This window comes from Stappia indica, assembly GCF_009789575.1.
Taxonomy (GTDB): domain Bacteria; phylum Pseudomonadota; class Alphaproteobacteria; order Rhizobiales; family Stappiaceae; genus Stappia; species Stappia indica_A.
In genome coordinates this window covers 109,765-129,004 of the sequence record NZ_CP046908.1, presented here as the reverse complement: position 1 = coordinate 129,004, position 19,240 = coordinate 109,765, and the positions used below count along the sequence as shown (strand labels likewise).

The 19,240-nt window shown below is 63.7% G+C and carries 19 protein-coding genes and 1 tRNA gene; 17 read left to right on the top strand and 3 right to left on the bottom strand.

Features of this window, described 5'->3' with window-relative positions:
• Positions 1–118: 118 nt before the first annotated feature.
• The 5 genes from GH266_RS00655 to GH266_RS00635 all read left to right on the top strand — a co-directional run bounded on the left by GH266_RS00655 (position 119) and on the right by GH266_RS00635 (position 3,608).
• Positions 119–949 carry an enoyl-CoA hydratase gene (locus GH266_RS00655; protein WP_158192171.1) on the top strand — a complete coding sequence of 277 codons (831 nt, stop codon included), beginning with the start codon at positions 119–121 and terminating at the stop codon, positions 947–949.
• Between the two features lie 7 nt (positions 950–956).
• Complete coding sequence (locus GH266_RS00650) at positions 957–1,487, top strand: CoA-binding protein (protein ID WP_244953751.1); 531 nt, start codon at positions 957–959, stop codon at positions 1,485–1,487.
• A 79-nt stretch (positions 1,488–1,566) separates the two neighbouring features.
• Positions 1,567–1,845 (top strand): type II toxin-antitoxin system RelE/ParE family toxin, encoded by a 279-nt coding sequence (locus GH266_RS00645; RefSeq protein WP_158192170.1) that lies wholly within the window; start codon positions 1,567–1,569, stop codon positions 1,843–1,845.
• Between the two features lie 11 nt (positions 1,846–1,856).
• Positions 1,857–2,144, top strand: coding sequence for a HigA family addiction module antitoxin (locus GH266_RS00640; protein ID WP_158192169.1), 288 nt, complete (start codon positions 1,857–1,859; stop codon positions 2,142–2,144).
• Positions 2,145–2,324: 180 nt separating this feature from the next.
• Positions 2,325–3,608, top strand: a complete 1,284-nt coding sequence (locus GH266_RS00635; RefSeq protein WP_158192168.1) for an O-acetylhomoserine aminocarboxypropyltransferase — start codon at positions 2,325–2,327, stop codon at positions 3,606–3,608.
• A 72-nt stretch (positions 3,609–3,680) separates the two neighbouring features.
• On the opposite strand, the gene GH266_RS00630 is transcribed toward GH266_RS00635, so the two are convergent.
• Positions 3,681–4,784, bottom strand: coding sequence for a COX15/CtaA family protein (locus GH266_RS00630; RefSeq protein WP_158192167.1), 1,104 nt, complete (start codon positions 4,782–4,784; stop codon positions 3,681–3,683).
• Between the two features lie 210 nt (positions 4,785–4,994).
• Here GH266_RS00630 and GH266_RS00625 point away from each other — a divergent pair, with 210 nt between their 5' ends.
• Positions 4,995–5,225: a DUF2842 domain-containing protein gene (locus GH266_RS00625; protein WP_209001517.1), complete on the top strand. Its 231-nt coding sequence runs from the start codon at positions 4,995–4,997 to the stop codon at positions 5,223–5,225.
• Here GH266_RS00625 and GH266_RS00620 read toward each other — a convergent pair.
• Positions 5,200–6,279, bottom strand: coding sequence for a polysaccharide deacetylase family protein (locus GH266_RS00620; RefSeq protein WP_158195976.1), 1,080 nt, complete (start codon positions 6,277–6,279; stop codon positions 5,200–5,202). The genes GH266_RS00625 and GH266_RS00620 overlap by 26 nt on opposite strands.
• 156 nt (positions 6,280–6,435) lie before the next feature.
• Between GH266_RS00620 and GH266_RS00615 the strand changes: the two genes are divergently transcribed.
• Entirely contained in the window at positions 6,436–7,650 is a 1,215-nt protein-coding gene (locus GH266_RS00615) for a GNAT family N-acetyltransferase (protein ID WP_158192166.1), read from the top strand.
• A gap of 87 nt (positions 7,651–7,737) precedes the next feature.
• Here GH266_RS00615 and GH266_RS00610 read toward each other — a convergent pair whose 3' ends face one another.
• Positions 7,738–9,957, bottom strand: a complete 2,220-nt coding sequence (locus GH266_RS00610; protein WP_158192165.1) for an exopolysaccharide transport family protein — start codon at positions 9,955–9,957, stop codon at positions 7,738–7,740.
• Positions 9,958–10,127: 170 nt separating this feature from the next.
• Here GH266_RS00610 and GH266_RS00605 point away from each other — a divergent pair, with 170 nt between their 5' ends.
• From GH266_RS00605 to GH266_RS00560, 10 genes are all read left to right on the top strand, one after another.
• Positions 10,128–10,685 carry a polysaccharide biosynthesis/export family protein gene (locus GH266_RS00605; protein WP_158192164.1) on the top strand — a complete coding sequence of 186 codons (558 nt, stop codon included), beginning with the start codon at positions 10,128–10,130 and terminating at the stop codon, positions 10,683–10,685.
• Between the two features lie 125 nt (positions 10,686–10,810).
• A complete protein-coding gene (locus GH266_RS00600) occupies positions 10,811–12,049 on the top strand; it encodes a glycosyltransferase (RefSeq protein WP_158192163.1) in 1,239 nt (412 codons plus the stop codon).
• A complete protein-coding gene (locus tag GH266_RS00595; RefSeq protein WP_244953750.1) occupies positions 12,046–13,602 on the top strand; it encodes an undecaprenyl-phosphate glucose phosphotransferase in 1,557 nt (518 codons plus the stop codon). Before GH266_RS00600 ends, GH266_RS00595 begins: the two co-directional genes overlap by 4 nt.
• Positions 13,599–14,867, top strand: coding sequence for an O-antigen ligase family protein (locus GH266_RS00590; protein ID WP_158192162.1), 1,269 nt, complete (start codon positions 13,599–13,601; stop codon positions 14,865–14,867). Before GH266_RS00595 ends, GH266_RS00590 begins: the two co-directional genes overlap by 4 nt.
• A 72-nt stretch (positions 14,868–14,939) precedes the next feature.
• Positions 14,940–15,016, top strand: a tRNA-Pro gene (locus GH266_RS00585).
• Positions 15,017–15,223: 207 nt separating this feature from the next.
• Positions 15,224–15,955 (top strand): DUF930 domain-containing protein, encoded by a 732-nt coding sequence (locus tag GH266_RS00580; protein WP_158192161.1) that lies wholly within the window; start codon positions 15,224–15,226, stop codon positions 15,953–15,955.
• A 110-nt stretch (positions 15,956–16,065) separates the two neighbouring features.
• Positions 16,066–16,356 (top strand): ribbon-helix-helix domain-containing protein, encoded by a 291-nt coding sequence (locus GH266_RS00575; protein ID WP_120268050.1) that lies wholly within the window; start codon positions 16,066–16,068, stop codon positions 16,354–16,356.
• Between the two features lie 168 nt (positions 16,357–16,524).
• Positions 16,525–16,920 carry a VOC family protein gene (locus tag GH266_RS00570; protein WP_158192160.1) on the top strand — a complete coding sequence of 132 codons (396 nt, stop codon included), beginning with the start codon at positions 16,525–16,527 and terminating at the stop codon, positions 16,918–16,920.
• Between the two features lie 30 nt (positions 16,921–16,950).
• Positions 16,951–17,475, top strand: a complete 525-nt coding sequence (locus GH266_RS00565) for a Twin-arginine translocation pathway signal (protein WP_158192159.1) — start codon at positions 16,951–16,953, stop codon at positions 17,473–17,475.
• Positions 17,476–17,489: 14 nt separating this feature from the next.
• Positions 17,490–19,061 carry a GMC family oxidoreductase gene (locus GH266_RS00560; RefSeq protein WP_158192158.1) on the top strand — a complete coding sequence of 524 codons (1,572 nt, stop codon included), beginning with the start codon at positions 17,490–17,492 and terminating at the stop codon, positions 19,059–19,061.
• Positions 19,062–19,240: the final 179 nt, after the last annotated feature.

Here is a 19,240-nt window from a genome sequence, read left to right as displayed (position 1 = left end):
TTTTGACGCTTTCGTTAACGTAAGCTGGAAAAACCGACAAGTCCCAAGGGGGAACGAAGGTCCGCTTTGTCGGGCCTGCGGCTTGCCCTATAACGAGGTCAAACAGGGAGACAGCGCCATGACCGATGCAACAGCGGCAAAAGCCGCGGCGACCAGAGAGAGCGGGCCGATCGCCCAGGACCTGTCCTTTGGAGTGTTGCGACTGACGCTCAATCGCCCCGAGCGGCGCAACTCGCTCTCCGAAGAGATGATGGCTGCGCTACAGGACGCGCTCGACGCCGCAGCCGAGAATGCCGCGGTCCGGGTGATCGTGCTGCGAGCCGACGGAAATGTGTTCTGCGCCGGGCACGATCTCAAGGAGATGACCGCAGCCCGCAGCCATTCGGACCGCGGGCGCATCTATTTCACCGAGGTGATGAACCGCTGCGCCCGGCTGATGCAGACCATCGTCACGCATCCCAAGCCGGTGATCGCCGAGGTCGACGGCATGGCGACCGCGGCCGGGCTCCAGCTCGTCGCCTCGTGCGACCTTGCGATCGCCAGCGACCGCGCCCGCTTCTGCACTCCCGGCGTCAATATCGGACTGTTCTGTTCGACGCCGATGGTGGCCCTGTCGCGCAACGTCTCGCGCAAGCAGGCGATGGAGATGCTGCTCACCGGCGAGATCATCGATGCCTCGACGGCGCGCGAGTTCGGCCTCGTCAACCGGGTCGTGCCGGCGGACTACCTTGCCCAGGTGACGGCGAAATATGCCGAGACCATCGCCTCCAAGTCGCCGCTGACGCTGAAGTACGGCAAGGAAGCCTTCTACGCGCAGGCGGAGATGTCGCTCGCCGATGCCTATCGTCATTGCGCGCAGGTGATGGTGGAGAACATGCTGGCGCGCGACGCGGAGGAAGGCATCGGCGCCTTCATCGAGAAGCGCACGCCCGAGTGGACCGGTGAGTGAGAAAGCCGTGAGCGAGACCCAGCACGACACCTATCCGGATAGCTATATCCGGGCGATCCTCGACGACGTGAAGACCATCGCCATGGTCGGCGCGAGCCCGAATGCCGTCCGCCCTTCCTATTTCGTCCTGAAATACATGCTGTCGAAGGGCTACGAGGTCTTCCCGATCAATCCGGGTCACGCCGGCAAGGAGATCCTCGGCCAGACGGTCTATGCCAGCCTCGCGGACGTGCGCTCGCCCATCGACATGGTCGACGTCTTCCGCAATTCGGACGCCGCGCTGGCCGTGACGCAGGAAGCATTGCAGCTTTCACCGCTTCCCAAGGTCATCTGGATGCAGCTTTCGGTGAAGAACGACGAAGCGGCCAGGCTCGCAGAGGCTGCCGGCGTGCGCGTCATCATGAACCGCTGCCCGAAGATCGAGTACGGCCGCCTGTCGGGCGAAATCGGCTGGACGGGCGTCAACTCGCGCACGCTTTCGGCCAAGCGCCCGGCGCTGAAAGGCGGCTTCCAGCACCGCGGACTGCGGAAGGACTGAAGCTACCCCGAGACTTGACATTTGGTATCTCGCCATGATACCAACTCAGTATATTATATTGATTGTCAGGCTTTGACGCATGATCAAGAGCTTCAAGGACGAGCGCGCTCGAATTATTTTTCAAGGAAACGTACCTAAAAAATTTCCAACCGAAATTTTAAGGATCGCGCAACGCAAGATTGCCATGCTGAACGCTGCGATTTCTCTTGTTGATTTGCGCATTCCTCCTGGAAACCGCTTGGAGGCACTTAAAGGAAACAGAGCCGGTCAACACTCGATCCGGATCAACGACCAGTACAGGATCTGCTTTATCTGGAATGATGGAGCAGAGAATGTGGAAATAACCGACTATCATTGAGGAGCGTCACTATGCTCGCCCCGGTCCATCCCGGAGAAATTCTCCGAGAGGAGTTTCTGTCGGAGTACGGGTTGTCGCCTTACGCCCTTGCCAAGGCACTCGGCGTCCCGCGTACGCGACTGGAGCGTATCGTTCGGGAGGAAACTCCAGTCACGATCGACACGGCCATGCGTCTCTCACGGTTCTTCGGTACCAGTGCCGAATTCTGGCTGAACTTGCAGACTCAATTCGATCTGCAGACAGCACGTGAGACATTGGCTGACGAGATAGAGCAGATCCGGCCGCTCGAAACGGCCTGAACTCTCTTCGTTCGGAAGCGCAGGGGGTCGCCGCGGTGGAGACCGGCAGGCCAAATCAGGAACTGCACCACGGGAATGCAAAACCCATTCCCCTCAGTCCCCTTAAACGAAATCGCTTTCCTTTGACCTGTCTGCGGGCATCGGCCAGTATGCCGCCGATTTGCAGTCCAGGAGGAATTCATGAGCGACCGCATTCCCGGTTTTTCGACGCTGGCCATTCATGCCGGCGCACAGCCCGATCCGTCCACCGGCGCGCGGGTGACGCCGATCTACCAGACCACGTCCTTCGTCTTCGACGATGTCGATCACGCGGCGTCGCTGTTCGGGCTGCAGGCCTTCGGCAACATCTACACCCGCATCACCAACCCTACGACAGCGGTGCTCGAAGAGCGCGTTGCGGCCCTGGAAGGCGGCACAGCAGCGCTTGCCGTGGCTTCGGGCCACTCGGCGCAGCTCCTCACCTTCCACACGATGATGACGCCGGGCGACAACATCGTCGCTGCCAACAAGCTCTATGGCGGCTCGATCAACCAGCTCAACCACTCGTTCAAGAGCTTCGGCTGGGAAGTGAAGTGGGCCGACGCGCAGGATCCGGAGAGCTTCGCCGCGCTGATCGACGACCGCACCCGGGCGATCTTCGTCGAGAGCCTGGCGAATCCGGGCGGTGTCGTGGTCGATCTCGAGGCCATCTCGAAGGTCGCAAAGGCCCACAACGTCCCGCTCGTCGTCGACAACACCCTGGCCACGCCGTACCTGTGCCGGCCGATCGAGCATGGCGCCGACATCGTGCTGCACTCGCTGACCAAATTCATGGGCGGGCACGGCAACTCGATGGGCGGCGTGATCGTCGACGGAGGAAGCTACGACTGGTCGTCGACCGACCGCTATCCGATGCTGTCGAAGCCGCGTCCGGAATATTCCGGCATGGTGCTGCACGAGACCTTCGGCAACTTCGCCTTCGCCATCGCCTGCCGCGTGCTCGGCCTGCGCGACCTCGGCCCTGCGATCTCGCCGATGAATTCGTTCATGATCCTGACCGGCATCGAAACGCTGCCACTGCGCATGCAGCGCCACAGCGACAACGCGCTGAAGGTGGCGCAGCACCTGGCCGGTCACGACAAGGTGGCGTGGGTGTCCTATGCCGGCCTTCCGGGCGATGCAAACCACGCCAAGCAGCAGAAGTACATGCCGAAGGGTGCGGGCGCGGTCTTCACCTTCGGTGTGAAGGGCGGCTATGACGCCGGCGTTGCGCTCGTCTCGAACTGCCAGATCCTGTCGCATCTCGCCAATATCGGCGACACCCGTTCGCTTATCATCCACCCGGCCTCCACCACCCACCGCCAGCTCACCGACGAGCAGAAGACGGCGGCGGGAGCCGGCCCGGACGTGGTGCGCCTGTCGATCGGCCTGGAGGACGCGGAAGACATCATCGCCGATCTCGACCAGGCACTGGCCTCGGTCTGATTGAACCGCGGTTCCTAGAAACGAAAAAGCCGGGCGAATTGCCCGGCTTTTTTTGTTTCATCGTGGTGTGGTTCAGGTGCGAACGGGCTCGGCAAAGCGCGCCCGCGCCCAGAACTCAACGACCGCCATCATCACGATCACGATGAAGCCCTGATGGGAGAGCGCCAGCCAGAAAGGCACGTGACCGAGCAGCGTGCCGATGCCGATCACCATCTGCACGAAGAGGACAGCGACCACGGCATGGGCGGCTCCGCGCAGATGGCGCGCGGCGTCGCTCCGATAGACCGCCCACATCGCCCACAGCGCAAAGCCGACGATCAGATAGGCAGTCATGCGGTGCTGGAACTGGACCGTCAGAACGTTCTCGAAGTGATTGATCCAGGCCGGCGCCATGGTCCACAGCCCGGACGGGATGAATTCCCCGTCCATCAACGGCCATGTGTTGAAGGAGAGGCCCGCCTTGAGGCCCGCGACGAGCCCGCCGAGAAAGATCTGCAGCACCAGAAGGCCGAGCAGAAGCTTGGCAGCCCCGGAAAACGGCCGAGAGGCCTGCGGGCGTGCCGAGGTACGGGCCGCCGGGATCAACGCGAGATAGCGCGCCAAGGCGAAGAGGTAGATGAAGATCAGGCAGGCGAGCGTCAGATGGGTTGCCAGCCGGTACTGGCTTACGTCGACCCGCTCGGCAAGACCGGACACGACCATCCACCAGCCGACAACGCCCTGCATGCCGCCGAGCACGAACCCGCCGACGAGCCAGGGCAGCAGCCACTTTTCGATCCGCCCGCGCCACCAGAACCAGACAAGCGGAACAAAGAAGGCAAGACCGATGACGCGGCCGAGCAGGCGGTGTCCCCACTCCCACCAGAAGATGAACTTGAACTCCTCCAGCGACATGCCCTTGTTGATGAGCTGGTATTCGGGGATCTGGCGGTATTTTTCCAGTTCCTCCTCCCACTCCGCAACGGAAAGCGGAGGGATGACGCCGTGGATCGGTTTCCACTCGGTGATGGAAAGACCGCTGTCGGTCAGCCGCGTTGCGCCGCCGACGACGATCATGGCGAAGATCAGGACGCAGATGGCGTAGAGCCACAGGCGGATCGCCTTGCGGTCGGACGCGATACGAGCGGTGGCATCATCCAGCGGAGCTGAGAGCGGGGCTGCCGTCGTGTCGGACATGGGGAGTTACCGTGCCATGTTACGTGAAGGCGGCACGGGGCGTGCCGCAAGCCTGAGCGGGGTTATAGGCACCGGCATCGGAAGACAAGGACTTGACGAGCGGGGGCGCTGTGACACATGCACACATGCGACCCTGGCAAGGGCCGGTTCCAGTTGCTCAGCTTCAGTCAGCGGGCCGGACGCCCCTGCCCCTACCGATCCGGAGACGAGATGCGAAATCCGCTGCGCAAATTCATCGGCATGTTGGTGCTGGTCATCTTCGTGATCTCCTACGCCTTCACGGCGATGGTCATCGGCGACATGACTTTGCAGCAGTCGTCCCGCGTGGTGCAGATGCTGTATTTCGGCATCGCCGGCATCGCCTGGACGATCCCGGCAGGCGCCATCATCTGGTGGATGGAGCACGGTTTCCGGATCAGCCGCAGGCAGGATGCGGATTGATCGTATCTCGCAGGCGGCGCGCCGCATTGTAGACGGGAAACGGCGCGCCAGTGAGGTATTGCGACACAATCGCCTCGTTCTGGAAATAGCCGTTCAGCGAGATGCGCGGCAGCGCCATCGGCTCCAGGCCCGGTGACAGGACCCCCGGACGCGTCGTGACGGCGGCAGAAAAGCCGAGTTCGCGGATCACTTCCATAGACTGCACGTTGACGGCAGCCTCGTAGCCATAGGGATAGGCGAAGACGCAGGGCCGAACACCGAGCTCCTGCTCCAGCCGCTCCAGCCCTTTGGCGACATCCCGTCGCATCCGCTCGCGCGTCAGCCGCGCCAGCGCATAGTGATCGTGGGTGTGCGCCCCGACCGAAAAAAGCGGGTCGCGCAGCATTTCGCGCAACTCGTCCCAGCTCAGGATCAGCTCTTCGGCAAGACCAGGCAGGTCGATACCGTGGATGGCCGCCAGCCGGCGCAATTCGAGGCGCTGCGAATCCTCGCCCAGTTCCCGGGTGAACCAGTGCAGGAGATGGCAGAAGACCTTCTCCTTGTCGGCGTCGCTGCGGGCCGAGAAGCGGCGCATGCTGGCACCGACAGGAACCTCCACCTCATCCGCCGTCGCGACGATCCTTTCCAGCGCTTCCCACCAGATTTCCGAACTGCGATCGGCAAACCCGGACGTCACGAAGATGGTGAAAGGCGCAGAATGGCGTTTCAGCACCGGCAAGGCGTGGATGAGATTGTCGCGATAGCCGTCGTCGAAGGTCAGCGCTGCGAAGCGTTTGCCGTCGTAATTCGGCTCGCGCATGCGCGTCACGGCCGTTTCCAGCGAGACGATCTCCAGCCCCGACGCGCGGATCTGCCGTATCGTGCGATCAAGGAATTCGGGCGTCACAGTAAGATGGGCGTTGGGAGCAAAGCCCTTAGGGGCCTCTGCCGGCCACACGCTGTGCAGCGTGAAGATGACGCCCCGACCGCCGGTCAATGGCGACAAAAGACGGCCCACCCCGCTCCAGTGCAGGAGCTTGCAGCCTCCAGCCAGCAGGTGACGCCGCAGATCCATCTTCGCCAAACGCCCCTTTCCGGCGAACACTCACCGGTTTTTCAACTGGCGGGAGCATATCGACGTTTTCTTTAGAACTCCTTGCTAGTCAGAACGGTAATCGAACGAGTGGCAATCAGGTCAACAACGACGAGAACATGGCGGATGGGGAACGCAATGATCAGGTCGGTCGGATTGTTCCAGTCTGATGACTGGGATACGATGGACATTGAAGCGATGAGGCTGGATGCCATGCTCGAAAATGGCGAATTCGCCGTGCATACGCATCGAGATCCGGCGGATGCAGCTTGTGCCTGGCGCCATCTGGAGGAGAACGCCTTCGGCACGCTGTTCACCAGCTACGAGTGGCTCGCTTCCTGGTACGAACATGTAGGACGGCCCCGTGGCATCGAGGCAGTCATCGTCGTTGGAGAAATCGACGGCGAACCCGCATTTCTGCTGCCCCTTGCCGTGATGAAGGCAGGCGGCGGCACATTGCGGCTCGGCCGCTTCCTGGGTGATTTTCACGGCAACCAGAACAGCGGCCTCTGGCGGCGGGACGTGTTCGCCGGCATCCACGGCAAGAGCCTGCGGAAGGCCTTGCTGCGCATCGGGCGCGAACACCGGATCGACCTTTTCGACCTCAAATACGTTCCGGCGACCATGGACGAGCGCGTGCACCCGCTGATCGACCGCCATGCGACCGAAAGCCTGAACGCGGTCCACGCCTTTGCGCTCGGGCCTGATTTCGACGCCCTCTACAAGCAACGCCGCAGCGCCAGCGCCCGCAAGAAGCTGCGGGTGAAGGAAAAGAAGCTCGCAGAACTCGGCGGTCTCGTCTGGCGCAAGGCGGCGGACGAGGAAACGGCCATGCATTTTCTCGACACGCTCGTGACGCAGCGCAGCGCACGCCAGGCCTCGCAGGGCATTCCCAACGTGTTCGAGCCGGCGGACGTGCGCGGCTTTCTTGCCGACCAGTTGAAGGGCGCGATCCGCGATCACTCGGAGCACGTCACCATCCACGCGCTCGAAGCGGGAGGGCGGATCCGCGCGACCTACCTTTGCGGTGTGCAATACGGCCGCTACCACGCCTACACCAACAGCATCGACGAGGACGTCGCGGCCTGCAGCCCTGGCGACATCCTGCTCAATCATGTGATTGCGGATGCCTGCCGGCTTGGTGCCCATACGTTCGACTTCGGCCTTGGTGCAGAGCGCTACAAGACGGCCTGGGCCGACAAGGAAGTGCTGATGGATGTCGAGATTCCCGTGACGCTCAAGGGGCACCTTGCTCAACGCGGGATCAAGCAGGTGCGAAATCTCAAGCGCCGGATTCGCAACACGCCGGCGCTCTGGCAGGTGGTTCGCGCCATGCGCAAGCTGAAGGGCTGAGCAGCCACCCAATCGACTGCCCAACAAAAAAAGGCCAGGCATTTCGCCTGGCCTTCTTCGTTTCAAGTCGGCTTTTCTTCGGTAGGGTCAGGCGGCCATGTCGGTCCGCCCTGCCCTCGCCCTGGTTCCGTCGTTCACCGTCTCGACGATCACCGGCGCGCCGGTCTGGTCTTCGAGCATCCGCATGGCGTCTTCCATCTCCGGATCGGCGGGCGATCCACCCGACGCGACCACGACCTGGTCTGCCATGGCCAGGATCTGGGCGCTGATGAGAGAGTCGTCGATCAGGCCGAGATCGAAGAACACCTGGTCATAGGTGTGGTCGATCGCTTCCATCAGCATCTCGAACCGCTCGTTCTGCGCAAGTTCGTCATCGATCGCACGACGCCCCGCCTCGATCACGTGAGCGCGAGACGCCGCATCGCGGTAGATGACGCCGGCAAAGGAAGCCGTGCCGTCGAGCAGCTCAGCAAAACCGGGAACGGCCTCCGGGTCGGCGAGATCGGGCCGCACCTCGAGAAACAGCGGCATCACGCCCTCCTCTGCCGCTGTGCGGACCAGGCGGAAAGTGACGCTCTGCGAGATCTCGTCGCTATCGACACTGAGCACCGCGACACGGCGCGGACGTACGGAGGAGACAGGCGCGACAGGGCCGTCCAGCCCGGACACAGTTGCAGGCGCCCCGGCGGCGTCCTGCGGTCCCTCGTCGACATCGTCTTCTGCCGAGGTCGCGGCAGCCGGCTGTGCCGAAGCAGGAGCAGCGGCAGACCAGCCATAGGAGAAGGTCGAGGCACCGGCGCCGTATGACGGCACGGCCCCGGTCTGGGCCACCGCCTGTGTGTCGGCCCCTGCATATGGCGAACCTGTGCCTTCGCCCGATTCGATGACGCGGGTGACGAACGCCCGGCCAGAAACGAACACGCCGAGAATGACGGCAATGGCGGAGAGCATGAGCGCCACGAATGCAGCGATGGCGACCGTCTGCGGCACCTTGGGAGAGAATGGCTCCACGGGCACTGTGGCGCGAGAGATGACGCGGGCATCGGCGCCGATGGCTGTGGCGTTGCGCCGCGTATCCGCTTCGCGATAGCGGGTCATCAGCTGGTCCAGCTGGGTCGTCTTGACCGCCGCTTCCCGCTCCAGGTCACGCAGCCGAACCTGGTCGTCGTTGGACTGGGCTGCACGTGTCTTCAGCTGTTCCAGAGTCGCCTGCAGAGAGGCGACTCGCTCCTGCTGGATGCCTGCCTCGTTTTCCAGGCCGGCAGCCACACGCCCCGCCTCCTGGCGGATCTGGCGCTCGAAATCGTCGAGCTGCGATCGCAACGCACGAATCTGCGGATGGTTGGGTAGCAGCGTCGTCGACAGTTCGGCGATGCGGGCCTGCAGCTCCACCTGACGCTCGCGCAGGCGCTGAATGAGCTGCGAGTTCAGCACGTCCTGCATGCCGTCGAGCGAGCCGCCGCCGGCAAGCTGGCTGCGGATCAGCTTGGCCCGAGCTTCGGCCTGCGACTGGGCAGCGCGCGCGTCGGACAGCTGAGTGCCGATCTCCCCGAGTTGCTGGCGATCCAGCGTCTGGTTGTCGGCACCGAGCAGCAGATCGTTCTGCGACCGGAACTCCTCGACCCGCTTCTGGGCCGCCTGGACCTCCTCGCGCAGCCGCTCGATCTGCGGCTCCAGGGAGGCGGCCGCAATGTCGGTCGTCTCACGCTTCACCGACGACTGCAGGTCCAGATATTCCTCGACGACCGCATTTGCGATCCGGGCAGCGAGCTCCGGATCGCGGGAGACATAGCGAACGGAGATGACGCGCGAGCCGTCGACGCGGAAAACCTCGAGATTGTCGTAGAAGACCTTGAGCACCCGCTCCTCGCGGGTGTTGCTGCCGGCGTCGCGCATGAGCCCCAGCGCCACGAACATGTCGCGGACCAGGCTGCTGGAGCCGGCCTCGAACTCGGCAACGCTGGCAAGATCCAGTCGCTGGGCGACACGCCGCATCAGGTCGCGAGACTGCAGCAGCTCGACCTGACTGGCGACACCCTCGGTGTCCAGCAGTGCCCTTTCCTCTTCCGCGCCGCGCACGTCGCCGGGATAGACGATGTTCGAAGTCTCGATCAGCACCTTCGATTCGGCGCGATAGCGCGCAGGAACAAATTGGAGAATGAGAAAGGTGAGGATCACCACCGCGGCCACGAGCGGCACGATCCAGCGCAGAGAACGACGCAGTGCCGAAAGGATCGCCGAAAGGTCGATCTCGACGCGCTCGTCGACGCCGGGCGGGCGGACGTCAGGTGCGTGCGGCTGATTCATGCTCGCTACTCCGGAAGGGTATCTGCGAGGATGATGACGATTCATGGTAAGCGTAGAGTTAACCTCCGATCGATATCATACCCCTGCAAGACGATGCCGACGGCGCCGGGATTCACCGCAAGTTAACCACGTTGCGGAAAAGAATGGTGCAATCGCTTCAGGAGATCGGAATGTTCACGCGCCTCATCGCCGTCCTCTGCCTGGCTCTGACGGTCGCCGCCTGCAGCGGATACCGCCAGCCTCCCACGGCATTCCACGACATCCTCACCAAGCCGTATCGCCTCGATTCAAGCGATGTGCTGAGGGTCATCGTCTTCGGCCAGCAGGACCTCAACAACACCTACACGGTGGATCAGGCCGGTTATATCGCGATGCCGCTCATCGGCAGCGTCGCGGCGCGCGGCCTGACGGTCCGCGAACTCGAAGCGCAGATCACGAACCGCTTGAAAAACGGCTATTTGCGTGACCCGGACGTGTCCGTGGAGGTTGCGACCTACCGCCCTGTTTTCGTCATGGGCGAGGTCACGAATGCCGGGCAGTATCCGTATGTGGCGGGCATGACGGCCCAGAACGCGATCGCAACCGCCGGCGGCTTCACGCCTCGCGGGCAGCAAAACTCGGTCGACATCACGCGCCAGATCAACGGCGAAGTGATCAGCGGCCGCGTTCCGATCACCGACCCCGTTCGGCCGGGCGACACGATCTACGTCCGAGAGCGATTCTTCTAATCATCCCACGGCTTTCTCCCGGCCGATGGATTAACCAGCGACTCATCCCTGTCTGCTAACGTTCTTCGAGCGTGACCTGGAAGATAATCCAGGCATGCCGAAGCGTTGAGCCAGGGAGTTTCCAGATGACCGCCGCGCCCTTGCGCATCGTTCACATCGTCCGCGCCCCGATCGGCGGCATCTTTCGCCACATCTCGGACCTCGCGCTGGCCCAGACCCGTGCCGGACACCAGGTAGGGGTGATCTGCGATGCCTCCACCGGTGGCGCTTTCGAGGCGGAGGCCATTGCCCGCCTCGCCCCGCAACTCGCGCTCGGCATCGCACGCTTCCCGATGCGCCGGCATGTTACGGCCGCAGACATCGGAGCTGCCCTCTCTCTCTTCCGCCATGTGCGCGACCTGCAGCCGGATGTCCTGCACGGCCACGGCGCCAAGGGCGGGGTGTTTGCGCGTTCGATCGGAACTCTGCTGCGGCTGCGCGGACGCAAGGTCACGCGAATCTATTGCCCGCACGGCGGCAGCCTTCACTACGATCCGCAGCGACTCGAAGGGCGCATCTATTTTGCGCTGGAACGGCTGCAGGAGCGCTTCACCGACGGTCTCGTCTTCGTATCGGATTACGAATATTCCGCATACGAATCGAAGGTCGCGCAGCCGAAGGTTGCCGCGCGCGTCGTCTATAACGGGCTTGCGCCGGAAGAGTTCTCCGAGGTGCCACCCCAGGCGGATGCGGCCGACTTCATGTTCATCGGCATGCTCCGCGACCTGAAAGGGCCGGATCTTTTCATCCAGGCGCTGGCACAGCTGGAACGAACCTACGGGATGACCGCACGTGCACATATCGTCGGCGAAGGCGAGGATCGCCCGCGCTACGAGGCGATGGTGCGCGAATTCGGTCTGGACCAGCGCGTCACGTTCCTCGGGGCGATGCCCGCGCGTGTCGCCTTCCGCCAGGCGCGCTGCGTCGTGGTGCCTTCCCGCGCCGAGGCCATGCCCTATATCGTCCTGGAGACGGTGGCTGCGAAAGTACCCCTGATCGCAACGCGAGTCGGTGGCATTCCCGAGATCTTCGGACGGTTTTCCGATAAGCTGGTGACACCGGGAAATGCCGAAGAACTGGCCGCCGCCATGGCCGCCGCCTTCAGCGATCCCGATGCCATGCGCCGACGGGCAGAGGGGCAGCGCAAGTGCCTTTCGGAAACCTTCAATGTCGAACTGATGAACGACCGCATCACCTCGCTCTATCTGGAGACCCGAGGCGTGAAGCGGACAGACAAGGCTGGACGGAGCCCGGAGACGTCGACGCTGGTTTCTGCCAGCGCGCTGGCGAACCGGGAAGCCGGCTCGCCGGGCAGGCATGAATGAAGGAGGCAAAGGACGTGCCGCCGCACCACACAGCACAACTGCTGCACAACGTCATGCCCAGCAGCGCCGAGATGGAGGCTGAAAACGCCGCGCAGCACAGCAACAGCAAGCTGTCGCCGCTTGCCGTCAAGATTGCCAACGGCCTGCAGACCTCGGTCATCTCGCCGAGCGTGCTTGGCGGCACCGTGCGCCTTGCTGACCTCGCCATCGTGACAGCCTTCGGCTTCGCGTCGCTGCATTCCGGAGGCATACCGCTGGCGTCCTCGACGGCGCTGCTGCCTGTGGGCACCGCGCTGTTGCTGGCCTCGGCCTTCTTCCAGGCTTCGGACTGCTACCAGATCCCCTTGATGCGCAACATGGTCGCGCAGGCCGCACGCATCACCATCGCCTGGACTTTGGTCTTCGTCACCCTGTTCATGGCCAAGACGTTCGGCAATGTCATGCGCGGACTGCCGGGAGATCTGCTGATCATCTGGTACGGATTTGGCCTCGCGACGCTGCTGACGACCCGCACGCTGGTCACGATCTTCGTGCGCAAATGGACGCGGGAAGGCCGGCTGGAGCGCCGTGCGGTCATCGTGGGCGGCGGTCAGGTGGCGGCCGACTTCATTCACGAGATTGAGCGCCAGCCCAACAACGACATCCGCATCTGCGGCCTGTTCGACGACCGCAAGGGCGACCGCTCGCCCGAGATCGTCGCGGGCTATCCGAAGCTCGGAACCGTCAGCGACCTTGTCGAATTCGCCCGTATCGCGCGCATCGACATGCTGATCGTGACAATCCCGCTGCGGGCCGAAAAGCGGCTGCTCGAGTTCCTGAAGACCTTGTGGGTGCTACCGGTGGATATCCGCCTGTCGGCCCATACCGACAAGCTCACCTTCCGCGATCGTGCCTCGTCCTTCATTGGCACCGTGCCGATCGTCGACGTGGTGCACAAGCCGCTGGCCGATTGGGACAGCATCGCCAAGCGCGCCTTCGACCTGTCAGTCGCCAGCCTGATGATCGTGCTTCTGTCGCCGGTGATGATCGCGACCGCGCTTGCAGTGAAGCTGGAGAGCAAGGGACCGGCCCTGTTCCGACAGAAGCGCTATGGCTTCAACAACGAGGTGATCGAGGTCCTGAAGTTCCGCTCGATGTATCACGAGATGGCGGATCCGGCGGCCAAGAAGGTCGTGACCCGCAACGACCCGCGCGTCACCCGTGTCGGCCGCTTCATCCGTCGTTCGTCGCTCGACGAGCTGCCTCAGCTCTTCAACGTGCTGAAGGGCGATCTGTCGCTTGTCGGGCCGCGTCCGCATGCGGTCAATGCCCACACCAACGAGAAGCTCTGGGACGAGGTGGTCGACGGCTACTTCGCCCGCCACAAGGTCAAGCCGGGCGTGACCGGCTGGGCCCAGATCAACGGCTGGCGGGGCGAAGTGGACACGCCCGAGAAGATCCAGAAACGCGTCGAGTACGACGTCTACTACATCGAGAACTGGTCGATCCTGTTCGATATCAAAATTCTGCTGGCCACGCCCTTGGCCCTGTTCAAGTCGGAGAACGCCTATTGAACACGGCCGCCCATACCGGTCTTGCCGGCGGCGCGGGCCTGCGCATCGACGCGCGCGTCATCGGCACGATCGCGCTGTGGGTGGTGACGTTTCTCGGCGGCTTCGTGCTTCGCGAGCCGGCGCCGTATGAGCTGGCGATGGTGGTGGTGCTCTCCGGCTGGTTGCTCGCCGGTCCGCGATTCTCCCCGGCCGTCGGCCCACTCCTTCTGCTGATCGTCCTGTTCATCTGCGGCGGCCTGATGGCGACGCTGATGTCGGACGATTTCAGCGAAGCGATCATGTACATCGCCGTGACCGGCTTTCTGGCGCTTACCGCCGTGTTTTTCGCGGCTGTCACCGCCAGCGACCCCACGCGCCTTGCGACCATCGCCAACGCCTATACGGCGAGTGCGGTGATCGTCGCCATTCTCGGCATCGGCGGTTATTTCGGTGTGCTGCCCTTGAGCCTCTTCACGCTGTACGGCCGTGCCAAGGGTACCTTCCAGGACCCGAACGTCTTCGGCCCCTTTCTGGTGCTGCCCTGGGCGGTCGCCCTGCATGCGGTCCTGACCCGCCCGCTTGGCCGCGCGCTCATCGCCATTGCCGTCCTTGCGGTGCTCAGCTTCGGCATCCTGCTCAGCTTCTCGCGTGCGGCCTGGGGCCTCGCCGCGTTTTCCGGAGCCGGGCTCTACGCCATCCTGTTCTGCATGACGCAGGATCGGGGCGAGCGTAGCCGGCTCATCCTGTTCGGTATCGCCGGCACCCTTGCGCTCCTTGCCATGATCGCCATCGCGCTGTCGGTGGATTCGATCTCCGGCATGCTCCTGCAGCGCGCCAAGCTCGTGCAGGACTACGACACCGCGCGCCTCGGACGCTTCGCGCGCTACTCTCTCGGCTTCCAGATGGTGCTCGACAATCCCTTCGGTCTCGGGCCTCTGCAGTTCCGCAATTTCTTTCCGGAAGACGAGCACAACACCTATCTGAAGGCCTTCACCACCTATGGCTGGCTCGGCGGCGTCGCCTATCTGTCGCTTGTCGTCTTCACCGCCATCCGTCTGTTTCCGCTGGTGTTCCAGCGGCGCCCCTGGACCTGGGCGGCCCAATGCGTGTTCGTCGTCCTGCTCGGCCACATGTTGATGTCCGCGATCATCGACACCGACCGCTGGCGTCACCTCTACTTGCTCTACGGCCTCGCCTGGGGGCTCATCGCCTGCGAATACGCCTGGAGAAGCTCGGCCGGCCGGCGTCTCTCCACAGCCGGCGCAAGGGTCGGGCATCAGCAGTGAGTGCGTGGCCTTAAGCGCTTGCGCGCCTCTTGCGAAGCGGATAGAGAGAACGGGCTCGCGACAGCGGGCAGTCGGGCAGTAGCGCAGCCTGGTAGCGCACTTCACTGGGGGTGAAGGGGTCGTCGGTTCAAATCCGGCCTGCCCGACCATTTTTTTGCAATCCAGCCGATTGCACGACATGCCTGCAGCGGCCGGGATCCTGGCGAGCGCGCGGTGTGAAGCCAAATATTCCAGGATCTCCCGATAATTCAGCACCGTCCCGCGGTCTGACGGACGGCACCGAGGCTCTCCCGGCAAGCGCTCTTGCGGACGCAGACAGCCCGCTGGAGAGCCACCGTCATCCGGTCGGCCTGGCATTGTCGCTGGCGCTTCACGTTGCTGCTGCGCTCATTCTGATCCTGTTCGCCGATCCGCCGGAGCCCTATGGCGTTGCCGGCGACGAGGCGATGGACGTCGTTCTGGTACCACCCAACACGCGCCCTGTGCCGCAGCAGCGCGCGCCCGAAGTGCCGCAAGAGCCCCTGCCCCAAACAGATGCTTCCACCAACGAACCATCTGCTCCCGCCCCTGCGTCGCCCCGTGCTCAGCCGGAGCCGGCGGCGCGCCCCGAGACCTTGCCCGAGCCCCGTGTGCCCGCCAGTCCGTCCGGCAAAGCGACCGACCGGCTTTCCCAGGCGCCTTCACGCGAGCGGAACCTGATCGAGGCCCGGACGCTCTACACCTCGCGACTTCGTGACACTGCGCTCGGCCGCGCCTCGCTGGCCGACCTGGCCCTTGCCGATCCCGAGGAGCGGATCTTCCAGCTGTGCACCTATGAAGCCGTCGAGCAGTTGCGGCGGGAACACCCCGAGCTGCGATTCGAATATGCCATCGCCGAAGCGCGCGAAGAGGCGACGCTGTCCGGGCTCGAACTCGAGGCCAAGGGAGCCGCCATCCAGGGGCGCGAGCGCTGGTACGACCTGGCGTTCCGCTGCGAGGTTGCGAGCGACCTGATGGGGGTGACGGCCTTCTCTTATCTGCTCGGTGCGGAAATCACCCGCCCCGAGCGCGACGACCTCGACCTCCCCACAGGCGGCCCGGTCCACTGAGCGCCTCGCAGCTTGTGCTGAGGTCTACTTGTGCAGGGCGCGAACGGCGCTACCATGTTTGCCAAGGACCGGGAAAACTCAAGTCCGGCCGTCATGTGGGAGGACTGCACATGTGCCATCTCTTTGCCGGACAGGATCCGGGCGACTACGAGCCCGAAACGCGGCGCCTGCGACTCAACGGCCAAAGCACCAGCATCCGGCTCGAACGCTCGTTCTGGGAAATCATCGACGAGATCGCGCAGAGCGAGGGCGTCAGCACGCCGGCCTTCATCTCGAAGCTTCATTCCGAGGTGCTGGAGCTGCGCGGCGAAACGCGCAACTTCACCTCCCTGCTGCGGTGCGCCTGCCTTGTGCGGCTTCGGCAGACCTTGCCCCAGCTGCATCTGGAGGCGGCAGAGTAAAAAATCGCCTGTAGTAAAACTTTACTACCCGCGAAGTGAATCCCGGACGCATCCTTTCTCCATCGGAAGAACTGGGCGCCAGCCTGCTGGCCGCGGTCTTGCGGCCTGCGCTGTCCGATTGAAGAAACCTGCCGGCACTGCCGTCAGGACTGATCCGGGAGAACACTCGTGGCGAAATGCATACACGCGATGATCCGCGTGATCGATGAAGCACGTTCCATCGGCTTTTACAGAACCGCTTTCGGGCTCGACATCGCCGACCGGTTCGAGTTCGACGACTTCACTCTCATCTATCTCAGAAACGACGACGCGGATTTCGAGGTCGAGCTGACGGTCAACAAGGGACGCACCGAGCCCTACGACCTCGGAAACGGCTATGGGCACCTCGCCTTCTGTGTCGACGACCTCGATGCGGAACACGCCCGCTTCGAACAGGCGGGGCTCGCTCCGCGCAAGATCGTGGAGTTCAACCGCGACGGCGCGCTGCTGGCCCGTTTCTTCTTCGTTCAGGATCCGGACGGCTACCAGATCGAGGTGCTGCAGCGCCACGGCCGCTACCGCTGAACGGGGCAACCGTTTCGGGAGGGAGGAAAAATGACCGAAACACTGACCCACAGGAACATGACCAGACGGCAATTGCTGGCGCGCAGCGCGGCAGCAAGCGCGGCGTTCGTCATCGGACCAGGCTTCTTCGCCGCCAGCAATGCGGCATGGGCAATGGAGGTCGCCCATCTGAAGCCCCAGACCTTGGCGACGCTCGTGCAGATGGCGCGCGACATCTATCCGCACGACCGCATTCCCGACGAGCACTACGTCGTCGCGGTCAAGGGATACGACACAGCGGAGAAGGCAGCGATGGTCGAGGCAGGCGTCGCCGCGCTCGACGCGGCCGCCCAGGGCAAGGGACATGCCGGCTACCTCGCTATCGGCTGGGAGCGCGAGCGCGTCGACCTGCTCCGGGGGATGGAAGACAGCGCCTTCTTCCAGGCCGTGCGCGGCGGACTCGTGACGGGGCTCTACAACCAGAAGGCCGTCTGGCCGCTGTTCGGATACGAGGGGGAGAGCTACTCGCAGGGCGGTTACATCGACCGGGGCTTCGACGACATCAACTGGCTCTGAGGGAGGAGACTGTCATGGCCGCACCATTCGACTTGAACGACGACAGCGTCGTCGTGGTCATCGGGACAGGCGCCGGCGGCGGTGTCCTGGCCAACGAACTGGCCCAGAAGGGCGTCAGCGTTGTGGCGCTGGAAGCCGGCGGGCGTTACCTGCCGGAAGACTACATCAACGACGAGTGGGAGAGCTTTGGACAGCTGGCCTGGCTCGATCCGCGCTCGACCTCCGGCGATTGGCGTGTGGCCAAGGACTTTTCCGGCCTGCCGGCCTGGATCGTCAAGGCTGTCGGCGGCACCACGACCCACTGGGCCGGCGCCTCACTGCGGTTCCAGCCGCATGAGTTCAAGACCCGCACCACCTACGGCAACGTGCAGGGCGCCAACCTCCTGGACTGGCCTATCGATCTCGCCGAAATGGAACCCTGGTACGAGAAGGCGGAGGAAAAGCTCGGCGTCACGCGCACCGGCGGACGCGAGGGCCTGCCGGGCAACAACAACTTCAAGGTGCTCGAGGCCGGCGCTCGGCAGCTTGGCTACAAGGAAGTCCATACGGGGCGCATGGCCATCAACTCGGCCGAGCGCGACGACCGCTACGCCTGCCAGCAGACCGGTTTCTGCTTCCAGGGGTGCAAGTGGGGCGCCAAGTGGTCCGCTGCGTATACGGACATCCCTCGCGGCGAGGCGACCGGAAACCTGGAGGTGCGCGAACGCGCGCATGTGCTGCGCATCGAGCACGATGCGGCCGGCAAGGTGACGGGCGTGCTCTACGCCGACAAGGACGGCAACCAGCACCTGCAAAAGGCGCGCGTGGTCTGCGTGGCGGGCAACTCGATCGAGAGCCCCCGCCTGCTGCTCAACTCCGCTTCCAACCTGTTCCCGGACGGGCTGGCCAACTCTTCCGGCCAGGTGGGGCGCAACTACATGCGTCACATGACCGGATCGGTCTATGCGGTGTTCGACAAGCCGGTCCGCATGTGGCGAGGCACGACGATGGCCGGCATCGTCCAGGACGAAGCACGGCACGACCCTTCTCGCGGGTTCGTGGGCGGCTACGAGTTGGAGACCCTGTCCCTGGGACTGCCGTTCATGGCGGCGTTCCTCGATCCCGGCGCATGGGGCCGGGAGTTCACAACGGCGCTCGACTCCTACGAGAACATGGCCGGCCTGTGGATCGTCGGCGAGGACATGCCCCAGGAGACCAACCGGATCACCCTGAACCACGACCTCAAGGACCAGTACGGTCTGCCGGCGCCGAACGTGCATTTCACCGACCACCCCAACGATATCGCGATGCGGACCCACGCCTACAAGCAAGGCATCGCGATCTACGAGGCGGTCGGTGCGACGCGCACCTTCCCCACTCCGCCCTATCCTTCCACCCACAACCTCGGCACCAACCGCATGTCGGAAAACCCGAGGGATGGCGTGGTCAACCGCTGGGGCCGGGCCCATGACGTGCCGAACCTCTATGTGTCGGACGGCAGCCAGTTCACCACGGGGGCCGCGGAAAACCCGACGCTGACCATCGTGGCGCTGGCGATCCGGCAGGCGGACCATATCGCCTCGGAAATGTCGCGAGGCGTGCTCTAGCTCTCGCCCGCATGCTCGGGAGGCGGCAGGACGTGCGTTTCTGGCCGCCTCCCGGAATAATTGCAATATTTGTCATATGTATGATTTTATATCTCCCACTCACCTGCCCGGATGCGGCTCTCCGTCCTGAAGGAGAGCCGCATCCGGGATCTTTGTGAGTATCAATCGGGACGAAGATC

Coding starts and splice junctions, on each gene's coding strand:
- GH266_RS00655 (WP_158192171.1), top strand. CDS start 119: ATGACCGATGCAACAGCGGCAAAAGCCGCGGCGACCAGAGAGAGCGGG.
- GH266_RS00645 (WP_158192170.1), top strand. CDS start 1,567: ATGATCAAGAGCTTCAAGGACGAGCGCGCTCGAATTATTTTTCAAGGA.
- GH266_RS00640 (WP_158192169.1), top strand. CDS start 1,857: ATGCTCGCCCCGGTCCATCCCGGAGAAATTCTCCGAGAGGAGTTTCTG.
- GH266_RS00635 (WP_158192168.1), top strand. CDS start 2,325: ATGAGCGACCGCATTCCCGGTTTTTCGACGCTGGCCATTCATGCCGGC.
- GH266_RS00630 (WP_158192167.1), bottom strand. CDS start 4,784: ATGTCCGACACGACGGCAGCCCCGCTCTCAGCTCCGCTGGATGATGCC.
- GH266_RS00625 (WP_209001517.1), top strand. CDS start 4,995: ATGCGAAATCCGCTGCGCAAATTCATCGGCATGTTGGTGCTGGTCATC.
- GH266_RS00620 (WP_158195976.1), bottom strand. CDS start 6,279: ATGGATCTGCGGCGTCACCTGCTGGCTGGAGGCTGCAAGCTCCTGCAC.
- GH266_RS00615 (WP_158192166.1), top strand. CDS start 6,436: ATGATCAGGTCGGTCGGATTGTTCCAGTCTGATGACTGGGATACGATG.
- GH266_RS00610 (WP_158192165.1), bottom strand. CDS start 9,957: ATGAATCAGCCGCACGCACCTGACGTCCGCCCGCCCGGCGTCGACGAG.
- GH266_RS00605 (WP_158192164.1), top strand. CDS start 10,128: ATGTTCACGCGCCTCATCGCCGTCCTCTGCCTGGCTCTGACGGTCGCC.
- GH266_RS00600 (WP_158192163.1), top strand. CDS start 10,811: ATGACCGCCGCGCCCTTGCGCATCGTTCACATCGTCCGCGCCCCGATC.
- GH266_RS00595 (WP_244953750.1), top strand. CDS start 12,046: ATGAAGGAGGCAAAGGACGTGCCGCCGCACCACACAGCACAACTGCTG.
- GH266_RS00575 (WP_120268050.1), top strand. CDS start 16,066: ATGTGCCATCTCTTTGCCGGACAGGATCCGGGCGACTACGAGCCCGAA.
- GH266_RS00565 (WP_158192159.1), top strand. CDS start 16,951: ATGACCGAAACACTGACCCACAGGAACATGACCAGACGGCAATTGCTG.
- GH266_RS00560 (WP_158192158.1), top strand. CDS start 17,490: ATGGCCGCACCATTCGACTTGAACGACGACAGCGTCGTCGTGGTCATC.